This is a genomic window from Ruegeria sp. HKCCA0235A (assembly GCF_013033235.1).
Lineage (GTDB): Bacteria > Pseudomonadota > Alphaproteobacteria > Rhodobacterales > Rhodobacteraceae > Ruegeria.
The window spans coordinates 1-18,489 of record NZ_WQDQ01000009.1 but is presented as its reverse complement, the minus strand read 5'-3'; the positions used below and the strand labels follow the sequence as shown (position 1 = coordinate 18,489).

The 18,489-nt window shown below is 57.9% G+C and carries 26 protein-coding genes; 9 read left to right on the top strand and 17 right to left on the bottom strand.

From position 1 onward, the window contains the following. Nucleotides 1–17: 17 nt before the first annotated feature. On the bottom strand, nt 18–1,643 hold the full coding sequence (locus tag GOW56_RS15490) for an acetolactate synthase large subunit (RefSeq protein ID WP_171206442.1): 1,626 nt from the start codon (nt 1,641–1,643) through the stop codon (nt 18–20). Nucleotides 1,644–1,694: 51 nt separating this feature from the next. Beyond that, nucleotides 1,695–1,856 carry a DUF1328 domain-containing protein gene (locus tag GOW56_RS15485; RefSeq protein ID WP_093961673.1) on the bottom strand — a complete coding sequence of 54 codons (162 nt, stop codon included), beginning with the start codon at nt 1,854–1,856 and terminating at the stop codon, nt 1,695–1,697. A 123-nt stretch (nt 1,857–1,979) separates the two neighbouring features. Between GOW56_RS15485 and GOW56_RS15480 the strand changes: the two genes are divergently transcribed. Then, on the top strand, nt 1,980–2,264 hold the full coding sequence (locus GOW56_RS15480; protein WP_171116916.1) for a hypothetical protein: 285 nt from the start codon (nt 1,980–1,982) through the stop codon (nt 2,262–2,264). 166 nt (nt 2,265–2,430) lie between these two features. Here the strand turns inward: GOW56_RS15480 and GOW56_RS15475 are convergent, their stop codons facing one another. Then, nucleotides 2,431–3,285, bottom strand: a complete 855-nt coding sequence (locus GOW56_RS15475) for a formate/nitrite transporter family protein (protein ID WP_171116914.1) — start codon at nt 3,283–3,285, stop codon at nt 2,431–2,433. A gap of 188 nt (nt 3,286–3,473) precedes the next feature. Here GOW56_RS15475 and GOW56_RS15470 point away from each other — a divergent pair, with 188 nt between their 5' ends. After that, a complete protein-coding gene (locus tag GOW56_RS15470; RefSeq protein ID WP_093961670.1) occupies nt 3,474–3,665 on the top strand; it encodes a PLD nuclease N-terminal domain-containing protein in 192 nt (63 codons plus the stop codon). A gap of 93 nt (nt 3,666–3,758) precedes the next feature. Here the strand turns inward: GOW56_RS15470 and GOW56_RS15465 are convergent, their stop codons facing one another. Continuing rightward, nucleotides 3,759–4,157 (bottom strand): hypothetical protein, encoded by a 399-nt coding sequence (locus GOW56_RS15465; RefSeq protein ID WP_171116912.1) that lies wholly within the window; start codon nt 4,155–4,157, stop codon nt 3,759–3,761. A gap of 63 nt (nt 4,158–4,220) precedes the next feature. On the opposite strand from GOW56_RS15465, the gene GOW56_RS15460 reads away from it, so the two are divergent. Next, complete coding sequence (locus GOW56_RS15460; protein WP_171206441.1) at nt 4,221–4,970, top strand: Crp/Fnr family transcriptional regulator; 750 nt, start codon at nt 4,221–4,223, stop codon at nt 4,968–4,970. Nucleotides 4,971–5,057: 87 nt separating this feature from the next. On the opposite strand, the gene GOW56_RS15455 is transcribed toward GOW56_RS15460, so the two are convergent. The 3 genes from GOW56_RS15455 to GOW56_RS15445 form a co-directional block, all read right to left on the bottom strand. After that, on the bottom strand, nt 5,058–5,627 hold the full coding sequence (locus GOW56_RS15455) for a PRC-barrel domain-containing protein (RefSeq protein ID WP_171116908.1): 570 nt from the start codon (nt 5,625–5,627) through the stop codon (nt 5,058–5,060). Nucleotides 5,628–5,781: 154 nt separating this feature from the next. Beyond that, nucleotides 5,782–6,402 (bottom strand): PRC-barrel domain-containing protein, encoded by a 621-nt coding sequence (locus GOW56_RS15450; RefSeq protein ID WP_171116906.1) that lies wholly within the window; start codon nt 6,400–6,402, stop codon nt 5,782–5,784. A gap of 95 nt (nt 6,403–6,497) precedes the next feature. Beyond that, the gene (locus GOW56_RS15445; protein ID WP_171116905.1) at nt 6,498–6,695 is read right to left on the bottom strand and encodes a CsbD family protein; all 198 of its coding nucleotides are present in this window, start codon (nt 6,693–6,695) and stop codon (nt 6,498–6,500) included. 212 nt (nt 6,696–6,907) lie between these two features. On the opposite strand from GOW56_RS15445, the gene GOW56_RS15440 reads away from it, so the two are divergent. From GOW56_RS15440 to GOW56_RS15425, 4 genes are read left to right on the top strand one after another with little or no spacing between them, the layout of a single operon-like run. Further along, nucleotides 6,908–7,417, top strand: coding sequence for a hypothetical protein (locus tag GOW56_RS15440; protein ID WP_171206440.1), 510 nt, complete (start codon nt 6,908–6,910; stop codon nt 7,415–7,417). Then, complete coding sequence (locus GOW56_RS15435) at nt 7,410–7,808, top strand: phage holin family protein (protein WP_171116901.1); 399 nt, start codon at nt 7,410–7,412, stop codon at nt 7,806–7,808. Before GOW56_RS15440 ends, GOW56_RS15435 begins: the two co-directional genes overlap by 8 nt. Further along, nucleotides 7,801–8,562, top strand: coding sequence for a DUF883 family protein (locus GOW56_RS15430; RefSeq protein WP_171206439.1), 762 nt, complete (start codon nt 7,801–7,803; stop codon nt 8,560–8,562). The genes GOW56_RS15435 and GOW56_RS15430 overlap by 8 nt, the downstream gene beginning before the upstream one ends. Nucleotides 8,563–8,571: 9 nt before the next feature. After that, the gene (locus GOW56_RS15425) at nt 8,572–9,573 is read left to right on the top strand and encodes an AI-2E family transporter (RefSeq protein WP_171206438.1); all 1,002 of its coding nucleotides are present in this window, start codon (nt 8,572–8,574) and stop codon (nt 9,571–9,573) included. On the opposite strand, the gene GOW56_RS15420 is transcribed toward GOW56_RS15425, so the two are convergent. The 4 genes from GOW56_RS15420 to GOW56_RS15405 are packed head-to-tail and all read right to left on the bottom strand — an operon-like array spanning nt 9,570 to nt 13,537. Continuing rightward, the gene (locus GOW56_RS15420) at nt 9,570–11,066 is read right to left on the bottom strand and encodes a phospholipase D family protein (protein WP_171206437.1); all 1,497 of its coding nucleotides are present in this window, start codon (nt 11,064–11,066) and stop codon (nt 9,570–9,572) included. The two genes, GOW56_RS15425 and GOW56_RS15420, sit on opposite strands and share 4 nt — an antisense overlap. Beyond that, the gene (locus tag GOW56_RS15415) at nt 11,044–12,804 is read right to left on the bottom strand and encodes a sensor histidine kinase (protein ID WP_171206436.1); all 1,761 of its coding nucleotides are present in this window, start codon (nt 12,802–12,804) and stop codon (nt 11,044–11,046) included. The genes GOW56_RS15420 and GOW56_RS15415 overlap by 23 nt, the downstream gene beginning before the upstream one ends. 6 nt (nt 12,805–12,810) lie before the next feature. Further along, nucleotides 12,811–13,356, bottom strand: a complete 546-nt coding sequence (locus GOW56_RS15410; RefSeq protein ID WP_171206435.1) for an RNA polymerase sigma factor — start codon at nt 13,354–13,356, stop codon at nt 12,811–12,813. Next, on the bottom strand, nt 13,349–13,537 hold the full coding sequence (locus GOW56_RS15405) for a NepR family anti-sigma factor (protein WP_170452416.1): 189 nt from the start codon (nt 13,535–13,537) through the stop codon (nt 13,349–13,351). The genes GOW56_RS15410 and GOW56_RS15405 overlap by 8 nt, the downstream gene beginning before the upstream one ends. A gap of 93 nt (nt 13,538–13,630) precedes the next feature. Here GOW56_RS15405 and GOW56_RS15400 point away from each other — a divergent pair, with 93 nt between their 5' ends. Together GOW56_RS15400 and GOW56_RS15395 are read left to right on the top strand one after the other, a co-directional pair. After that, on the top strand, nt 13,631–14,446 hold the full coding sequence (locus tag GOW56_RS15400; protein ID WP_171116889.1) for a response regulator: 816 nt from the start codon (nt 13,631–13,633) through the stop codon (nt 14,444–14,446). A 61-nt stretch (nt 14,447–14,507) separates the two neighbouring features. After that, nucleotides 14,508–15,443 (top strand): mechanosensitive ion channel family protein, encoded by a 936-nt coding sequence (locus tag GOW56_RS15395; RefSeq protein WP_171116887.1) that lies wholly within the window; start codon nt 14,508–14,510, stop codon nt 15,441–15,443. 355 nt (nt 15,444–15,798) lie between these two features. On the opposite strand, the gene GOW56_RS15390 is transcribed toward GOW56_RS15395, so the two are convergent. The 6 genes from GOW56_RS15390 to GOW56_RS15365 all read right to left on the bottom strand — a co-directional run bounded on the left by GOW56_RS15390 (nt 15,799) and on the right by GOW56_RS15365 (nt 18,225). Then, nucleotides 15,799–16,113, bottom strand: a complete 315-nt coding sequence (locus GOW56_RS15390) for a hypothetical protein (protein WP_171116885.1) — start codon at nt 16,111–16,113, stop codon at nt 15,799–15,801. After that, complete coding sequence (locus GOW56_RS15385; protein ID WP_171116883.1) at nt 16,110–16,556, bottom strand: DUF5681 domain-containing protein; 447 nt, start codon at nt 16,554–16,556, stop codon at nt 16,110–16,112. The genes GOW56_RS15390 and GOW56_RS15385 overlap by 4 nt, the downstream gene beginning before the upstream one ends. Nucleotides 16,557–16,705: 149 nt before the next feature. Continuing rightward, nucleotides 16,706–17,230 (bottom strand): hypothetical protein, encoded by a 525-nt coding sequence (locus GOW56_RS15380; RefSeq protein WP_171116881.1) that lies wholly within the window; start codon nt 17,228–17,230, stop codon nt 16,706–16,708. Then, complete coding sequence (locus tag GOW56_RS15375) at nt 17,231–17,437, bottom strand: transcriptional coactivator p15/PC4 family protein (RefSeq protein WP_171116879.1); 207 nt, start codon at nt 17,435–17,437, stop codon at nt 17,231–17,233. 100 nt (nt 17,438–17,537) lie between these two features. Next, nucleotides 17,538–17,897 carry a hypothetical protein gene (locus GOW56_RS15370; RefSeq protein WP_171116877.1) on the bottom strand — a complete coding sequence of 120 codons (360 nt, stop codon included), beginning with the start codon at nt 17,895–17,897 and terminating at the stop codon, nt 17,538–17,540. A 121-nt stretch (nt 17,898–18,018) separates the two neighbouring features. Beyond that, nucleotides 18,019–18,225 (bottom strand): helix-turn-helix domain-containing protein, encoded by a 207-nt coding sequence (locus GOW56_RS15365; protein ID WP_171116875.1) that lies wholly within the window; start codon nt 18,223–18,225, stop codon nt 18,019–18,021. Nucleotides 18,226–18,489 lie beyond the last annotated feature (264 nt).

Here is an 18,489-nt window from a genome sequence, read left to right as displayed (position 1 = left end):
CACTTTCGGCGGAAAAATCAGGTGACGGTGGGCATCCCGCCATCAGCCGAATAGTCGACCGACACCCGCAGCAGGGTTGGAACGGCGACGTCAGCCGCCGCCTGCAGCGCAGGAGCAAGTTTGCGGTGGCTTTCAATATCGTGGTAGACCCAGCCAAAGGATCGGGCCAGTGACTCCCAATCGGGGTTACCGAAGGAAAACTCGCGCGCACCTGGCTGTTTTTCGTCGATCAGACCATAGCCGTTGTCTTCCCAGAGCAGAACGGTAACGGGCACGCACAACCGGGCCGCCGTCTCCATCTCCTGAACGTTCATCAAGAAGTCCCCATCACCGCAAACGGCAATCACCCGACCCTCGTCCAACAGACGGGCCGCCTCGATCGCTCCGGGCAGCGCAAGGCCCATACCGGCCAGACCGTTCGGAATGATGATTTGCCCCGCTCGGCGTGCTTGAACCTTGCTGGCGACCCAAAGTTTGTGCAGGCCCACGCCAGACAACAGAACGTCGCTTTCGCGAAGCGTTTCGGAAATCGCCTGACAAATGTCCGACGGCGCGACGCAGGCGGCATCGGTAGCTGTTGATCCACCTTCCAGCGAGGCGTCAATCCTCCGCTGGAGACCTTTGAACCAGCTTTGCGCGGGACTTTCGGCCGTGGCCTTCGCCAGAACGTCGATGCAGTGCGGAAGATCCCCAGTCAGAGCGGCCTTTACCGGCCAGTCCACATCAACAGTCGAGGCCACGTCCGAGATCTCGAGAACCGGCTTCTTACCGCCCGTCGAAATGTTCGAGGGTGGATATTCAACCGGGTCAAACCCGATGGCAATGATCAGGTCGCACAGGTCGAAGGCTTCTGATGCCAATTCTTTGCCCGGCTGACCGATCGAATGCAGCGAGAGCGGGTGTCCCGGAGGCAGAACGCCTTTGGCCATGAACGTCGTGACGACCGGGGCCGAAAGGCTTTCCGCAAGTTCCCGAACGTCGCTTGCGGTGCCGGATCGGATGACCCCGTGCCCTGCAAGAATCAAGGGCTTTTTCGCCTCGGCCAGCAGGCGCGCGGAACGGATGACCGCATCGGCCACCGGTCGCACCTCGGCTGGCGGCGGCGCCACGAAAGGTTCGGCCAGACTCGGGACCTCTGCCAGATCCTCGGGCAGAGAAAGATGGACGGCTCCGGGTTTGTCGAGCTTGCTCAACCGCACGGCCTCGGCAACGACTTGGGGGATTTCATCCGCGACCATCAGCGTTCGGCTCAACTTGGTGACTGGCTTGAAGAGCGCTTCGAGATCGATGATCTGATGACTTTCGCGGCCCAGCCTGGACCGCGCACCCTGCCCCGTGAGGGCGATCAGCGGCACATGGTCAAGCGTAGCGTCAGCCACACCGGTGACAAGGTTGGTCGCCCCAGGCCCAAGTGTCGAGAGGCATACTGCCGGGTTCCCCGTCAATCGACCGTGAACCGATGCCATGAACGCCGCCGACTGCTCGTGCCGGCACAGGACGAAGTTGATGCTCGACTTGTCGATTGCGGAGATCAGATCGGTTGTTTCCTCACCCGGAACACCGAATGCACAGGTCACGCCGTTGGCTTCCAAGCAGGCAACCAGCAATTCGGCGGCGGTTTGGGTATGGATGGCATCTTTCATAGGGCTTTGAACCTCGGGGTACTGTTTCAGGGATTGCGGATGCGCGGGGGCTTACCCACGGATCAGTCGCAAGATCAGCGAACCGATGAACAGGACCAGAAAGATCACGAAAAGGATCTGCGCGATACCGGCCGAGGCCGACGCGATGCCGCCAAACCCGAAGATGCCAGCAACGATAGCAAGTGCGAAAAAGATCAGCGCCCAGGACAACATGGGATTTCCTTTCATTTCTGTGGCTACTGACGGGTCAACGCTTGGAACCCCAGATTGGTTCCGGGTCATTTTGGTGGAACCTTTGGCGAGCGCCTGCGTTGGGTTGATGAAAGGAGATCTGACATGACACAGAAAACGGCGAAAAAGGCCCCTCAGGACACTCCGCATGTGGAGATGGCGGCGCGGATCGACGAAGTGGCCAAGGAGGCCAAATCAGCCTTGGAAGATGGCGTAACCGCAACGCGCGACACGTTGAAAACGGCGCGCGACGAGGCGCAAAAGCAGCTGACACAGACATCCGAGAAAAGTGCCGCATTTGTGCGCGAGAACCCGGGTATGGCTATGGTCGGAGCGTTGGGCGCGGGTGTCCTGCTGGGCCTCGCGTTGCGCAAGGCGGAACGTGGTTAGAACACGCGGTACACCGCGACCGATATGGGTATCGAGTACCTTTTGCCGGCCATGCTCGGCTTGGGTTTGGCCGGACTACTGATCTGGTTCTTCATCAGGAATCGTTGACACCGCTACTCGTCACTGCCACGCCAACCAATCCGCCATCCCAAAGACCCAAAGCGCCTCAACCGCGCTTTGGGTCTTCTTCTATTTCGGGTTTGATCTGGGCGTAGGCCAGCATCGTGAAGACAGCGGTTCCGCCGATGATGTTGCCGGCGAGAACGGGCAGGAAAAAGCTGAAAACGGCTGTGCCTACTGGCAACTGCCCCTGAAGCATCAGAACCGCCATTTCCACCGAACCGGCAACGACGTGGGTAAAGTCGCCGGCCGCAATCATCCAAGTGAAGATTACGATGACCAGCACCTCGTTGTTCTGTGCCGAAGGCAGCATCCAAACGATCGCCGCAATCAGGATCCCCGCCGGTATTCCGCGCAGAAAGCCAACCCAGGCGCCCATGCCGGTGGCGTGGTGGCTCAGGTCGTTGATGACCGCGACGAGTTGGGGCGACAACACCGGCGTATGGATCAGGAAGGCAGATATCGCAAACGCCCCCAGCACATTGGCACCCAGAACGATTGCCCACAGCCTCGCGGTTTTGGTGAAGCACGCGACGGACGGATTTATCATGGCTGGAACGACGGTCGTAATCGTGTTCTCGGTGAATAGCTGCATCCGCCCCAGGATGACCAAGACAAAGCCGAGGGAATAACCCAGGTTCTCGATCAGAAAGCGCCCGCTGGTTTCGGGCAGATGTGCCCGCAATATCGCTTCGCCCAGCACCGAAAAGCTGATCAGCACTCCAGCGGCAATCCCGGACCAGAACAACGCTTTGGTCGGGCGGTCCAGCTCCTCCTCACCGTTTTGGCGGATGGTCTCGAATATCTGGCGCGGAGACAGCCCGGACGCTTCTTCGACCGCTTCGCGCTCACTCTCTTTCTCGACAAGATCGTCTCGCGGCGCGTTGTGTGTATTGGACATTTTGACCCCTTGTATCGACCTTCAAACCCAACGTTCTGCCGGTCGTTTTGGTTCCATCAGGCGCAAAAAATCCTCAAGCCTCGTGCGAGAACTGGGATCACACCCAGATCTTTGTCGGGAACTTTTAGCCACCTATCGCGTTGTGTCCGTGTAGGAACAACGACACGTAATTCGAAAGGAACTTCGGTATGGTGGAAGTATATGGCATTGGCGGTCTGATCGTCCTGGTTTTGTCGATCTGGGCCATTATCTCGATCATCGGTTCGTCTGCGACAACCGGTGCGAAAATTCTGTGGGTCCTTTTCGTTTTGTTGCTTCCGGTCATCGGGTTCATCTGCTGGCTGATCTTTGGCCCGAAGGCAGCGCGCAGCGCGATTTGATCAGCGCGGAAATTGTCGGTACAAAAAAGCGCGGCATCGGCCGCGCTTTTTTTGAGTCAATTGTATAGATGGTGAAATGGGCCTTGTGTCAGTTCACCCAGGATCAACGCCGATTTTCAAGCCGTTCCCACTGAAATCAATGGCTGCGATCTTGCGGGCAAGATCTGCGGCAGTAAAAGGCCGTATCAGTGCCACACATTCAAATTGCGCTTGCACCTCGGGGGACGGGTCCAACAGCAACAGTGCACTGCCGCGCTCGGCCAACAGCCGCGCGACGGCGTCAAATGACGTCTCACTTCTGCGATAGCTCAGAACGCTCAAGGCCGGGGCGAATTTGGGATCCTGCCAGAAATGCCCGCCCGCGTGCAGCTCGCGGATATGGACAATGCGATCGGTTGGAACTGCGGGGATGGCGTCACTGATGTCCGCTGCTTCGATAAAGTTTTCCGTAACAATCAAAACATCTGCTACGCTGCGGGAAGAGGCTTCCATAAATACCATCCTGAAATCTGTTCGATGCCACCCTAGGGCAATCCCGCAGCGCCGCAATAAACTATGACACAGCAACGAAAAAATTCTCTGATCGCATGTGCGGACTGTCCGCTGAGGCAGATGGACGTCTTCCTGCCGTTTTCGGAAGACGACCTGCGATTCATGCAGGGTTTCAAAACCGGCGAGATGCAGGCCGAACCCGGAACACAACTGTTCATCGAGGGCGCGAAATCCGCGCATCTGTTCACGGTCCTGAGCGGGATGGGCGTTCGCTACAAAACGCTGGAAAACGGTCGTAGGCAGGTCATAGGCTTTGTGCTTCCAGGCGATCTCGTCGGGCTGCAGGCTGGCGTCATGGGCGAGATGCGGCACTCGGTCGAAGCGACAACCGCGATGCGGCTGTGCGTTTTCAATCGCTCGCGGCTGTTCGAGTTATATCAGAACCAGCCTGATCGCGCCTTTGACCTGACATTCCTGGCCGCCGTCGAAGAGCATTTTCTGGGCGACGCTCTGACAACCGTCGGCCAGCGCGGCGCGATCGAGAAGATCGCGTGGAGCCTGCACCGCTTCTACACAAGGTCGCAGGCTGTCGGATTGGCCAAAGGCTTGCAGTGTCCGCTGCCCTACCGGCAGCAGGATCTTGCGGATGCGTTGGGCTTGTCGCTGGTTCACACGAACAAGACCCTGCGCCGGCTGAAGGATCTCGGTCTGGCCGAGTGGTCCAACAATGTGCTGCAGATTAACGATCTTGAGGGTCTGGCCGAGCTTGGCTTGGTCGAAATCACCGAAGCCGTTCCGCGCCCGCTGATCTAAACGTGGCGGATGGACAGGAACTAAAGAACCGCCGACCGAAAAATCGGCCGGCGGCTTGATCACATGCTTTGCGACTGAGGAGCCGTTTTACGACCCTTCGTAGGCCGGCATACCCTTCAGCATCTCTTTGTCAGCGTGAACGAAGGCATAGGTGTTGTCACCATTGACTTCACGCATCAGCGACACGCGCGAGAAATCGATCAGAACATCCTTTTCCCCCAGGCCGAGGAACCCGCCGACGCCGATCACGGCCCCTTCGACCGATCCGTCCATGTCGACGACGACCTCTTCGATCTCGCCGATCCACTCTTGCGAGACGTCATAGACGCGCATGCCGGTCAGATCTTCGGCCGGGATGGTGCCTTGGGCAACGGGGACATAACCTTCGATGTCGATGGTGGTGGGATCGACCGCATCAGCCATCTGTCCGGCTTTTTCGCTGATGTACTGACCGGTTGCTTCGGCTGCCTGGTCGACGTCTTCCGCCGTGTTCTGCGCAGCGTTCTTGATGTCCTGCGCGGTATTCGACAGCGCATCACCGGCTGCCTCGGCTGCCTCTTCCAGGTTCTTGCCGACTTCTTCGACATTCGAGCTTTCTGCATAGGCCGATGCCGACATCACCAGAACGATCGAAGTTGTGGTCAGAAAACGTTTCATAGCTCACTCCTTTGGTCTGTTCTGACCGCGTTTCCCGCGGTCTTGTTGAACAAACGAATGACGCCGAGACTTGTTCCCAGAAAAATGCAAAAATATTTGTTTTAAAAAGAAAAAAACGCGCATCTGCGCGGTATGACAAGCCGTGGCCAGACCCTCAGACCGGGTGCAGCGGATCGGAAGGTCTGGACAGAACCATGTAGTGTTCATCGTCGGGAATATTGCGTAATTCAGCGAACGGAAAACTCAGGATATCTGGTCGCCCGTCGATCAAGAGAAACCGCAGAGCCTTGGTGTTTGGGTCGAGCTCAATATCCATAAACCTTCCCAACTCACCAGTCGCGTCAAACACGGGGTTGCCCTGCAACTTCGCAAACCATCGGAAGTTGCTTCCGGGTGGCCTGGGCTGGGGGCGTTGGCGGAGAGCGTCATTCAGGATCGCCCCCATCACAACCGGCGCAATCGCGTTGCCGAACGGCCCTACGACCAGGGGCGGCAGGCCTTTGATGTCTACTGCGAGGGGGTCTTCGCCCCCTTCGCGCTGTCGAAGGTGATTCACTTGGTGATGGGATAACGCGCACACTACCTCGCTTGCACCAAGTTTGAGCGTATCGGCGGTGAAAGCCACCGGGTCATTCCCTCCGGCCACGCTCAGATTGACTAAGACGTACTCCAACTCGGTCTGCCCAGCGCGAATGGCGATATCGGAAATGCGACCAATTGCGTGGTCGGTTCCAGCTGGGACAACGGGCGTGTTGATGAGGGTAGACAGTTTCATGGCGCTCGTGATTACCTGTTGGGGTCGATCTTGAGAGTCTGTGGGGCGCCATTGACTTTATGCCGCCCAGCGCGATGTGCGCATCCACCTTCGGGCTACATGTCCTTGATCAGGCGATCCACGATTTCCCGAACGTCTTCTTTCGAATCTCCGTATTTCTTTTGGATGATGCCTTCCAGTTGCTCGCGATCGCCGCGGGCTTGCTCGATCTCATCATCGGTCAAATCGCCGAAACGCTCGATCAGCTTGCCTTTGAATTCGGTCCAGCGTCCAAGAATTTGGTCCCAGTTCATCGTAAATTCCTTTCGATTGCTTCGTCGCTGTCAGTGAAACGCGCCAAACGCGAGCTGGTTCCGGGCGGCGGCGTTTTTTCTGCAACTGACACCGTGCAAGGGTGATCTGACGGTATCCGAACTGGGTCCACCGTGGCGTTCGAACTGGTCTTGGGAACAATTTCGCCTTCTATGCGTTGGAGGACCGAGACCTCAACACAGGAGATCGAACCATGCCACGTCGAACCGAGACCACGGAGAAGGCAAAAGCCCATGCCCAGGATCTGGCCGACAAGGTCAAGGACACCGTGACCGCCGAGGCCTCGGCCCGGGCCGAATCACTGAAGCACAGCGCAGCGCAGGAGGTTGAGAGCGCCGCTCATGCAGCCGACGCAGCTGCCGATGCATTTCCCGACCGATCGGTGCAGCATCAGGTCTTGTCGAGGATTGCGGACAACATGGAGGCTGTGGCTGGGCAGGTCCGCTCTGCCGATTTGGCCAGTATGAGCCGAAAGGTGTCTGATTTCGCCCGCGAAAACCCTCTATTGTTCGTCGGATCGGCTGCCCTGGCCGGGTTTGCCGCGGCCCGTTTCCTTAGCGCGCGCAATACGGGCGCGGCCCAATCCGCATCTTTTGGTGCAGATCCTTGGGATATTGATCCGTCGCTGCTGCATGGGACCTCGGTCGATACCTCGGGCCACACCAGCGCGTTGGCGCGAATGAATGGTGGCCGCGATGCATAACCCCAACGATCTGCGATCTGCACCGGGGCTTTTGGCAAACGCGCTCAAACATCTGTCGGGTTTGCTTCAGGCTGAGGTAAAGCTTGCCAAGGAGGAGTTGTCCCGAAACCTGACGCGAGCGGGCTTAGGGCTGGCCTGCCTTGGCGTTGCTCTGATCCTTTTGATGATCGCACTGAACCTCATGGCGACATCCCTGGTCGCGTATATCGCCGCCAATGGTTTTTCGGTGGGTATGGCCTCGTTGCTCGTTGGCGCGGGCTTAGCACTGGTTGCTGGGTGCCTGGCGCTTTTTGGCCGGTCCCGCTTGTCCGCCACCGCGCTGGTCCCCGAGCAAGCCATGAAAAACCTGCAGCGCGACATCGAAGCGATGAAGGAGTCGACCCATGTCTGACCTGACACCTCTTGAAACGCAGATCGCATACGAACGCAGCGCTCTTGCACGCTCGCTGAATGCTCTGTCGGATACGCTGGCACCGCCGCGCCTGGCAGACGAGGCGAAATCGACGCTCGAAGCCTATGGCGGGCAGATCGGTGCGCAACTCTGGTCCGCGGCTCAAAAAAACCCGGCCGCCTTTGCTCTGCTCGGTGCAGGAGCAGCCCTTTTGGTTGCGGGTCCAGGGTCTGGCTCAAAAAGCACCCAATCCCCGCGCCAGGCCGTACCTCCGCAGCAGGCCTTCGACGGCTTTGATCGGCGTGTCGCCGACGCCGACAGCCGCATGAAACAGGAGATGACCGGAATGACTGAACACAGCCAATCTGCCAGCGTGCTGTCCGCCGCCTTGGATCGTGGTCTGGACAAGCTCTCACCCCAGGCCCGTGCCCGTGTGATCGAAGCGCGCAAGGCCGCAATCGGTGCGCAGCAAGCGGTCGAGAAGCGTGCGCGGAAGGCGACGAAGGCCTCGCAGACCTTCGTCCATGATCAGCCGCTGGCGGCCGGCGCATTGGCGCTGGGCGTAGGTATTCTGGCTGGTGCTCTGCTGCCCAACACTCGCAAGGAGGACGAGCTGCTGGGCCATCGGCGCGATCAGCTGATGCGTCACGCCCAAAAGGTTTTGAACGAAGAACTGGACAGGCTGCGTGCCGCGGCCGATGCACGGCTGGATGACGCGGCAGATCGGGCCTCTGGCGCTTTGCGCAGTCAGTGAAGCGCGCCCATGCCAACTGCTTTCAGCTCTCCATCGGCCTTGCGTGCAATGCTGGCGATCCTGACTGGGATCGCCAGCATCACCGCTTTGTACCTGGCCCGGTCCATCGTCGCGCCGATCACCTTTGCGTTGGTTCTGGGAGTCGTGGTCGCCCCGCTTGCCGACAAGCTTGCGAAGGTCGGTTGCCCGCGTGTGATATCCGCCTCGGCACTGCTGTTCGTGACCAGCACCGTCATCGTCGCGGCGTTCCTTCTGCTCGAACCAATGCTGTCCACGCTGGTCGAACAGTTGCCTGCCATCAAACGTGAGTTGCGCTCTTGGGTCGCCGCGATGTCTGAGTTCATTCGCGGTATCGAAACGCTTGGACGCGAGATCGAGGAAACCGTCGGGGCCGATGGGGCAGCGGAAACGGAGTCCGCCCTTCCGTCGGTGATGGATGCCTTGTGGCTGGCGCCCAACTTCGGATCAAAGATCCTGATTTTCATCGGCACGCTGTTCTTTTTCGTTTTGACCCGGCCCGAGCTCTATGCCGCAGCCGGTCCCCTGCAAGAGCGGCTGTATCTGGCTGACCGCGCGGTCTATCGCTATTTCGCTGCCGTGACGTTAGTCAATATCGGCCTTGGGACTGTTACGGCTGTGGCCTTGGGGCTGATCGGCATCAATGACGCCGTAATCTGGGGGGTGGCCGCCGGCCTTCTGAATTTTGTGCTGTATCTCGGTCCGCTGATGATCCTGACCGGCCTTCTGATCGCCGGTTTAACCCAGTTCGGTGGAGCCGCGGCCCTGTTGCCCCCCCTGGTTTTCCTGGCGATCAATCTTTCTGAAGCACAATTCGTAACACCCGCCTTCGTCGGCCAACGTCTGCAGGTGAACCCGTTGGTCGTGTTCATTGCCATCATCTTTGGGCTTTGGCTGTGGGGGCCGGTCGGCGCCATCGTCGCACTCCCGATCCTGCTGTGGTTCGGCGTATTGTTGCACCCCAAGGTCATGAGCCCGGTCGCGCCCACCTAAACGATGTTTTCAGTTACCCCCGGAAGCGGTTGCCGCATGTCGCGCGCAACGTCGGCGTCATGCGGAACCAGGAAGCCGCTGCGCGCTTCGGGGCGCCGCACGCCGTTGGCCTGTACCTCTCGCCCCCACCACGCGAACATGGCATCGGGCTCGATCGGTTTGCTCAGATCATCCGAGAACCACCAATGGTCCACCAGGGCCTGCCGCAGAACCGCGACCCGCTGCCGGTCGGTGACCCGAAGGGCGACTTCTGTGTCCCACCGCAAAGACCGTCCGTTCAGGTTGGCGGACCCGACCAAAGCATGATGGTCATCCACCACCAGAACTTTGTTGTGAACGTGAATGATCGGAGACCCGCTCAGAACTTCAGCGCTGGCATCGGCCCCACTGGCCGAAATCGGTTGGACCGGGGTCGACACCGAAACCCGGTCTTGGAACCCCTGCTGGATAATCTCCAGGCATTTGGCCTGCAGGTCCAAACCGAATTGCGCGTCCAGTCCGTCATGCCCGCCAAAGGCCACTTCCTCTGGTAAGGCTGGTAGAACAAGCACCAGTTTCAGGTCCTGCTTGTTAAGGCCCGCCTCAGCCAAAGCCTCGGCCAATCGAGTCGATCTGAAATACTGGGTCTCGATGTGCAGAAGTTGCCGCGCGGCTTGAAAGGCGGCTATGTGCTCATCCTCGATCTCATGCGCGATAGTCTTTGGCGACAGCCGCCAGAACGCAAACCGGCGCGGGCTGGACAGGGTGCGGCGCAGATGGCTCGCCTGGGGGTCCGGTTGTCCGGTCGCGATTTCATGTTCGAACCGGTCGATATGGCGCGCGGCCTCGGCGGCCTCGGGTCCGCGGACCAGCAATTGAATGTCTGACCATGTGTTTTTGGCCAGACGATCGTGATCCGGTGTGTCAAAGCGCCTTTCGTTCAAGTCCAATCCGCCGAGGTAGCAGACCTCATTGTCGATCACGGCGACTTTCTGATGGTGCGACACGGTGTGAAGCCGGGGCAGCGTGTCCGACCCCAGCCGTACCGCCTGCCGTTTGCGTCGTTCGCGGGACAGCTCCTGCATTCGCTGCGCCTTTTTACGCAGAACCGCGGGCAACAGCGTGGCCCAAGGCAATGCGCCGGCCTGCGCGGGGTGCATGGACACGCGAACGCTCAACTGCGAGGCCAGTTCGGGACCAAGGACTTCCGCAAGCGCTACCGCCTGCCGTTTGGTGCGCCAGCTCAGTTCGTGCAACTCGGTCGCGAAGATCGGATCGAAATCGCTGATGACCAAATGAAACGTTACACCCTTGCGAATGACATGCTCGATCAGGTCAAACCAGGTATCGCCGATCTGGCGCGCCTGATCGCTGCGCAGCCGTGTCATGAAATCGAATATCCGAAAACTTGCCTTGATCTGGTGCCGGGCCTCCAGAACCGCTTTTTCCAAGGCGGGCCAGGCTTGCTCGGCCGTGATCAGGACCTCAAAGTCATTCTGCTGCGGCACGGGCATCACCGCCTCTCTCATCCGCAATGGTCTGTGGTTCGCTATCCCCTTCTAATTCAGCGATTTCGAACGTCACCTCATACACATAGTGCGATGATGTCTCGGTTATGGTTTCGGAACCGTCCAATTGGCGGAGGAAGGCCTGCATCAGCCGCTGACCGATCCCGCCGCTGTGAAACAGATCCGCACCGTCGTCCGTCTGCCCGCGCGTGTTGGAGATTTTCAGATGCAGGTTGCTCTCCTCGGGTCGGGTCAATTCCACCGAAATTGTCGGCGGTCCGTCCTGCGGAACGCCTACGTATTTGACCGCGTTCGTCAGCGCCTCGGCCACCAGCATCGACAGCGTGACTGCCTGATCCTGCCCCAGTTCGACAGGCGCGATCCGGCAGTCAACCTCGACCACCTGACCCAGAATTGGCGGTCGATGCGCCAGTTCGGCGACCAAATGTCCGATCAGTGCCTCGGTGTTGATCGTCGTCATCTGCGAGTTCTGGTTCAAGCTCTGGTGCACCATGGCCAGGCCGCGAACCCGACGCTGCAACTGTTCCAGCAAGCGCCGGGCCTCGGTGGTTTCGGCCTTGCGCAAATGCATGTTCATGATCGAAGCGATCAGTTGAAGATTGTTTTTGACGCGATGGTGTACCTCGCGCAACAACAGCGTTTTTTCGACAAGGTCGCGTTCGTGCTGCGCCTCAGCCTCGCGGATCAACAAGACCATGCGGTTGAATGCAGTCTGTATTTGCTGAAACTCCTGCGGGGCGCCTGCGAGGCTTTCAATTGGGTCGCGCTCGCCCAACGCGAAACGACGCACGGCCGAACGCAAGCTGTCGAGATGCCGGATCACCAATCGATGCAGGCCCCACAAGGCAACTCCCAGACCGGTCACCCACATCAGGATCGGAAAAGCAATGGTCAAAGCAGTGCTGCCTGCACCGACAGAGGCCAGCGCCGCCTCGCGTGGCCAACTGCCAATCACGGCGACTTCGCCCGGAATGATGCTGGCAACTGCAAAAACCCGATCCTCTCCGTCGGCCGTTTTAGCCGAAAATGTTTTACCGGAACTGGACAGAACCAACAGGTTTTCTTTCGCGGGCGGTAGGAATGGTTTGACCTCATCCAAGCCCACATTTGATGACAGCACTTCTCCAGTCGCGTCGAACAGGGCGATGACCACGTCACTACCAATGTTGCCAACATCCAAGGGCGTGCGCGCCAGCGCATGAGGTATCGAGATGGAGACAAACCCCATAAGCTCGGTCCTGTTCATGACCGGCTGGGTTACGATGATCACCGATTGCCCGGTCGCCGCGCCGGCTCGATTGACAGAAAACGTAAGCTGCGGATTTTCCGAGATCTGCCCGAAACCGGGCGCGTCCGACAAATCGATGGTCTTTTCGACGGTCGAGCAGGCCATGACCCCATTTGGCTGACTAAACCCGGCAAATACAAACTCGGGCTGGCGTTCAACGAACCGGCGCATGAGGTCCGAACAAGCGGCATTGTCCAGACCTCCCTCCGCAAGCGCGGCTGTAAGTCCCGAACTTGCACCAACAGCTTTTTGCAGTAGCTCCCGCTCCCGACTGGCAGCTTCGATGGTGCGCGCCAAAACCGAGGCCCGAGATCTTTCGTCGGCCTCGGCAATCACAGCGCGTGTCTGCAATACCGCAATCAACCCCAAAGGCAAAAGCGCCAAGGTGACCAGCGCGGCAAGATAGACGGTTAGGCTGCGCGGTTTCGCATCCATCGATCGTCAGGCCGCCGGTTGCGTCTGAACGATCGCCGCCGTCACCGCATCGGTCAATTCGATGGGTTCGTCATCTTCCAAATCCATCAGCTCGGCCAGTTGCGCGCGGGCACGGTTCACTCGGCTTTTGATCGTTCCAAGAGCGACGCCGCACATCTCGGCTGCTTCCTCATAGGAAAACCCTTGTGCACCGACCAGCACCAAGGCTTCGCGCTGTTCATCCGTCAGTTGGCCAAATGCAACAGCAAAATCCTTTAACGCCAACCGTCCGTCATGGTCGGGCTTTTGCGACAGGCTTTCGGCCATCGCGCCATCCACATCCTCGACCTCACGTTTGCGCTTGCGGTGCAGCGAAAAATAGGTGTTCCGAACGATGGTGAACAACCACGCCCGCATGTTGGTGCCTTCCTGAAACGAGTCGATATTGCTCCATGCCTTGATCAATGCGTCCTGCACGATGTCATCGGCCGTGGCCCCGTTTCGGCACAAGCTGATCGCAAAGGCACGCATCGCGCCAATATGTTCGACAAGCTCTTCTCGCGGATCAACCATCCGAGCCTCCCGTGTCACCGCTTTTGGGAACACTGGTCTGATTGCGCAGTTTCTCAAGAAGATCGACGAACCGATCCGGAACCGGTTCGTTGGCTACCTCATCGAAAGCCCGCTTGAGGTTCTCGTCGATCCTTTGCTCTATTTCTTGCCGATGGCTTCGGCTGGGCTGTGGTTTTGTCATGGCATCATCAAAAATTTTTACTTTTGCTGGAACCATAACGCCCCAGTATGCGTTTGGTTCCCGAGTTTAGAGAAAAAAATGAGGAAAACATAGATGACCGAGCTGACCGGAGTTTCCGTCGCAGATCAAATTGGCCCGCTCTTGCCGTTTCTGCGCCGTTATGCCCGTGCCCTCACCGGCTCACAGGACAGTGGCGACGCCTACGCCGCAGCATCGCTTGAGGCGATCCTTGCAGATCCCGCCCAGTTCGATGCCGATCTCGCGCCGCGGGTCGCGCTGTTTCGTGTGTTTCACAGCATCTGGTCAACATCGGGAATGCCCGTTGACGCAGATGGCCACAGCTCTGACATCCAAACGCGCGCCCACGCCCAGTTGGCACGCCTGACGCCCAATACGCGCGAGGCCTTGCTGCTGCGCACGGTCGAAGAGTTCTCGGTCAGCGATATCGCCGCAATCATGCAGATAGAACCCGCCGAGGCTCAGAAGCTGATCGATATCGCCTACGAGGAAATGGCCCGCCACACTTCTGGGCGCATTTTGATCATCGAAGACGAGGCAATCATCGCGATGGATCTTGAAACTATGGTGACGGACCTGGGCCACCGGGTCACAGGGGTCGCACGCACCGAGACGGCCGCCATCGAACTGGCCGAGCGCGAGCCGTTCGACCTGATCCTGTCGGACATCCAACTGGCGGACAAATCCAGTGGAATCGATGCAGTGAACCGCATCATTGCCCAGCACGGCGATTGTCCCGTCATTTTCATTACCGCATTCCCCGAGCGCCTTCTGACGGGCAAAGGGCCCGAACCGGCCTTTTTGATTTCCAAACCCTACACCGAAGAACAGGTCAAATCGGCCGTCAGCCAGGCCATGTTCTTTGCCTCTAGCGCCGTGATCGAGGTCTGACGCGGCAGGGCCGCGCTGCAAGACACGAAAACTCAGGCGATGAGACACGACGAGGAACACCATGGAAAACGAGATTGCACAGACCGCAGAGACCGTGACGAACACCGTTTGGGCCGAACTGTCGCAAGTTCTGAATACCGAGCTGTATGACGGGAAATCGCTGAGCGACCTGTTGACGCTCGAGGCCCTTCTTGGCCTCGTCGCGAACACGATAGCCGCGCTGATCCTACTGGTTCTCGGGCTTGTGATTTCAAGATATGTCAGCCGGAAGATCCGGGGCGTCGGTGAAAAATCGGAACGCCTGGACGATACGTTGTTCAACTTTCTTGGCAATCTGGCGCGCTATACGATCCTGGCGTTTACCGGGCTGTTCATTCTGAACACGTTCGGGGTGCAGACGACGTCGATCATTGCGCTGATCGGTGCCGCCGGTTTGGCCATTGGTCTTGCGTTGCAAGGCACATTGTCCAACGTTGCAGCCGGCGTGATGATCATCCTGTTCAGGCCGCTCAAGATCGGCGATTTCGTCGACGTGAATGGCGTGCTCGGAACCGTTAAAGACATCACTCTGAACTACACCGAAATTGCCGATATGGGAAACGTCAAGGTTATCGTTCCCAACGCCGAGGTGTGGGGAAACACCATCAAGAACTATTCCGTCTACGAGACCCGTCGTGCCGAGTGGACGTTCGGCGTTGGATACGGCGTCAACTTGGCGGAGGCCGAGCGCGTCATTCGCGAGACGATCATGTCGGACGCCCGTTCGTTGGCTGACCCCGAACCGTTCATCCAGGTGAACAATCTTGGCAGCAGCAGCGTCGATTTTCTTGTCCGCGTGTGGTGCAAGTCTTCGGACTACTTCCAATACCAGGCGGACATGAAGCGCAAAGTCAAAGAGGCGTTGGACGAAGCGGATATCAATATTCCGTTTCCGACCCGCACTCTGTTGATTGAAGGCGAAAAGACTCAGCGAGAAAAAGCGATCGCGGCAGAGTAACCTTGACTGTTGACCCCAGGTGCCTGAAGCCAGCACTCTTAAGGCAAAATTAGGGGTTTGAGCAATGGAGGTGCGGTCATCGGGCTGAGTCGCCAAAATGATTGCCGCGACTGAAACGCCAAAATGAGTTGGCCTGATCCTCCCCCAATGAAGTGGTCCGCCATTATGCTTGGGAAAACCGAAGATCAGCATGGCAACGAAGAGACACAAGCCAGAGGAGATTGTCACGAATAGTAATCCTTGGGCTAGAACCTGAGCGGCAGTACCTGTCTTGGTAGGCCCAGTGCTGATCAATATGATCCTAATCAGTCTTTTCACGCTCAGACTCCGGCTGGCTCGAAGCTCAAACATGCAATTAAGTCCACTTGGCATCCCAGGGCAGGCAAACGGTCGTGCCAACCTTCTTACCTATCTCGATGCCTGTCTGGTCGAAGCGACGCATGAACTCAGCGCCCGACTCGTCTTGTCTCCGTTGCAAAGTGACAGTTTCCTCTGAATCCGAAACGCTCACTATGGCACGATGAACGTCCTCTTTTAGATTGGGGGGCCAGCCGTTTTCGGTCGAAATTGGGTTCCCGTGCTTGTCAAAGAACTCGCCCTGAGTGACGACGACTTTGAACTGGTTTCCTGCGTCCTTTTCCAGTTTTTCCACCCTGCTACGAACACTCATTTTGAAGCCTCCAAAGCTGCTATTCGTTTCTCTAGTTCCGTCGTTTCCAGAACCCGCCTGTATTGCTCAATAAGCCCCATGACCGTCGCTCCCTCCAAAGGTGTCACGTCACCCTGAGAAACGGCTTGTAGCACCGCTTGTGCGGCTTCTGAGGCGTCGGATGCGGATTTGATGGGGGGAAGGTCGAAATTGACCGGTGCGTCCTTTCTGGTGGGTGCTATCCGCTCTAGACAAAGCCGCAGGGCCGTGCTGTCACCCTCAAGCGCCAACTCAACCGCTTTTTGCGTGATTGCCTCCGATTGCCCCTCAAGCAGTTCCTCTACTGCCCGAGTGACCCGGTTTCGGGTTCCTCTGGGCTTGCCGGGATTGCCAGTCGCAAAAGTGCCATCCGGGTTTCGTTCGTCCGTATTGGTTCCGTTTTTTCGGTCGGGTTCATCCGTCATTACTTATGCCTCGTTTGTTGGACTGTTGGTCCAGAAGGTGTCTGTTTCCCCCAGACCCCCTGGTAGATTAAGGATGTCTTAAAAACTGCGACGGGGGACTTGCCGAAATCGGGCGTTTTCGTCGCAAATATTGATACGGCCCGTCGCATTTATTGCGTCGCCTCCGTCATTCTCGTCGCAAAATCTACGACGGTCTCGTCGCAGTTTTTAAGACAGGGTTTTGTTTTTCCGCCCTTGCCAGTTGGATTGTGAACTGGAGCTTTTACGACCGGGAAATCTGCCCCTTCAGACCACTGCTTGTATAATCTGCGACCTGCCTCCCCGTGTGCGGTCGGCAGCGAAATTTCGGTCAGTTCAAACAGCGGAGATGATGCGACGCCACTGGTGCCGAGTTTGGGCGGACGCGTCACGGCGATGAAGCCCTTCGCCTGTAATTCACGAAACCCTTTGGCGGCTGTGTTGTACGACACGCCTAACCGGTCAGCGGCTTGTCTGACGCTCAAGCAAATTCTGCCGTTGTTATTGTTGGCCGCTCCGTGCCATTCCAGCCTAAGCCATGGATACAAGGCCTGCGCGGTGGAAGAGAGGGCCCGCCAAGCGGGCTCCTCCATCATGTTGCGAACAAGCTTGGTCCAATGCTCGACGCGCTTTTCGTTTCTCTTGTCGCGCCCCATCTAAGCAACCTCCGCCTTGCTAAGCGCGTCTATGAATTCCGGTAGCAACTCCGCCTTGAAGGCGACGCCTTGCTTGCCCGGTAGCATCTCTCCGTCTTTTGAGGTGAAGAACACGCGGATATTGATGAGGTCATGCCCCTGAAAGTCATTCCGGCTGACACGGTATTCCTCGTGGCTGTTCTTGGGGATCTGGGTGATGAGGGCCATTAGCGGCCCTCCCCGTAGTACAGCGTTGCGACGATGCGTGCAGCAGAGTCCGAGAGGCCATGCTTGCGACGAAATGTGTGGATCTGAAGGTCGCGGGTTTTCATGCCGCTAACTCCTGACCGCCAATACGTGTCACGCTGTCCAAAAGGTTGTAAACGCCAAACCGGCTGCGTCCGGCCTTTGGGTCATTGTCGAACCATATCGTCTTAATGTTTGGGCCCTGCTCATCTCGTAGACCCATGACGAAGTGGCTCAAACTGCAGGGCGATGCGCAGTGAACCGGGCCGTCAATCAACGAATCCAGCATGCGGCGCTTTTTCTTACTTACCCAGATGTTGCGGGTTTCACTTGACTCACCGGTTACCCGGTACTCAGCCGGTTCGGTGTCTGGCGAAAGGTCACGCCATGCGGTAACCCACAATGCGTTTCTTACGAGTAGTTCGGGTGTTTTGGTATTCATGCTCAATTCCTCAAGCTTGCGCTTTAGGTCAGAACACGTTACATTTCTTGCAGTCATAGCCACCGACTTACAAACGAAATGCCGCGTGCCCATGTTTGACCCATGGTGCGCGGGTTTCGTTTTAAGCAGCGACCTCTTTTGATTTCTCGTCAAACCAGCGGTCTAACTCGTTGTATTCCAAACGAGTTGCGCCACCGATTTTGACAAACTTAAGAGCCCCCTTCTTCATCTCTGCATACAGTGTTGCGCGGGACATGCCGGTGTAGGCAACTGCGCCAATGATATCCGTGGCGCGCGGCCTAACGGTGATTTGAGTAGTGCTATCCATCCTGCTCACCTCTGTGTTGCTTCGATGCACACAGGGTGTCAGGCTCTATTCGCGCCGAAAATACCGCCGAATTCGCGCCAATCGCGCCGTTTACTAATATGGATAAATTTTCGCGCGATTTACCCGCGTTTGGACTTTACTCCCGGCCTTGAGCCATCATCGGGCTTGTAGGCATCCCACAATTGGCTGAGCAGCCTCATCTGACTGGTCCAAATTGATTGTTGGTGCATTGTCGGCCTGCGATCCATTGGTATGATGGTTTCG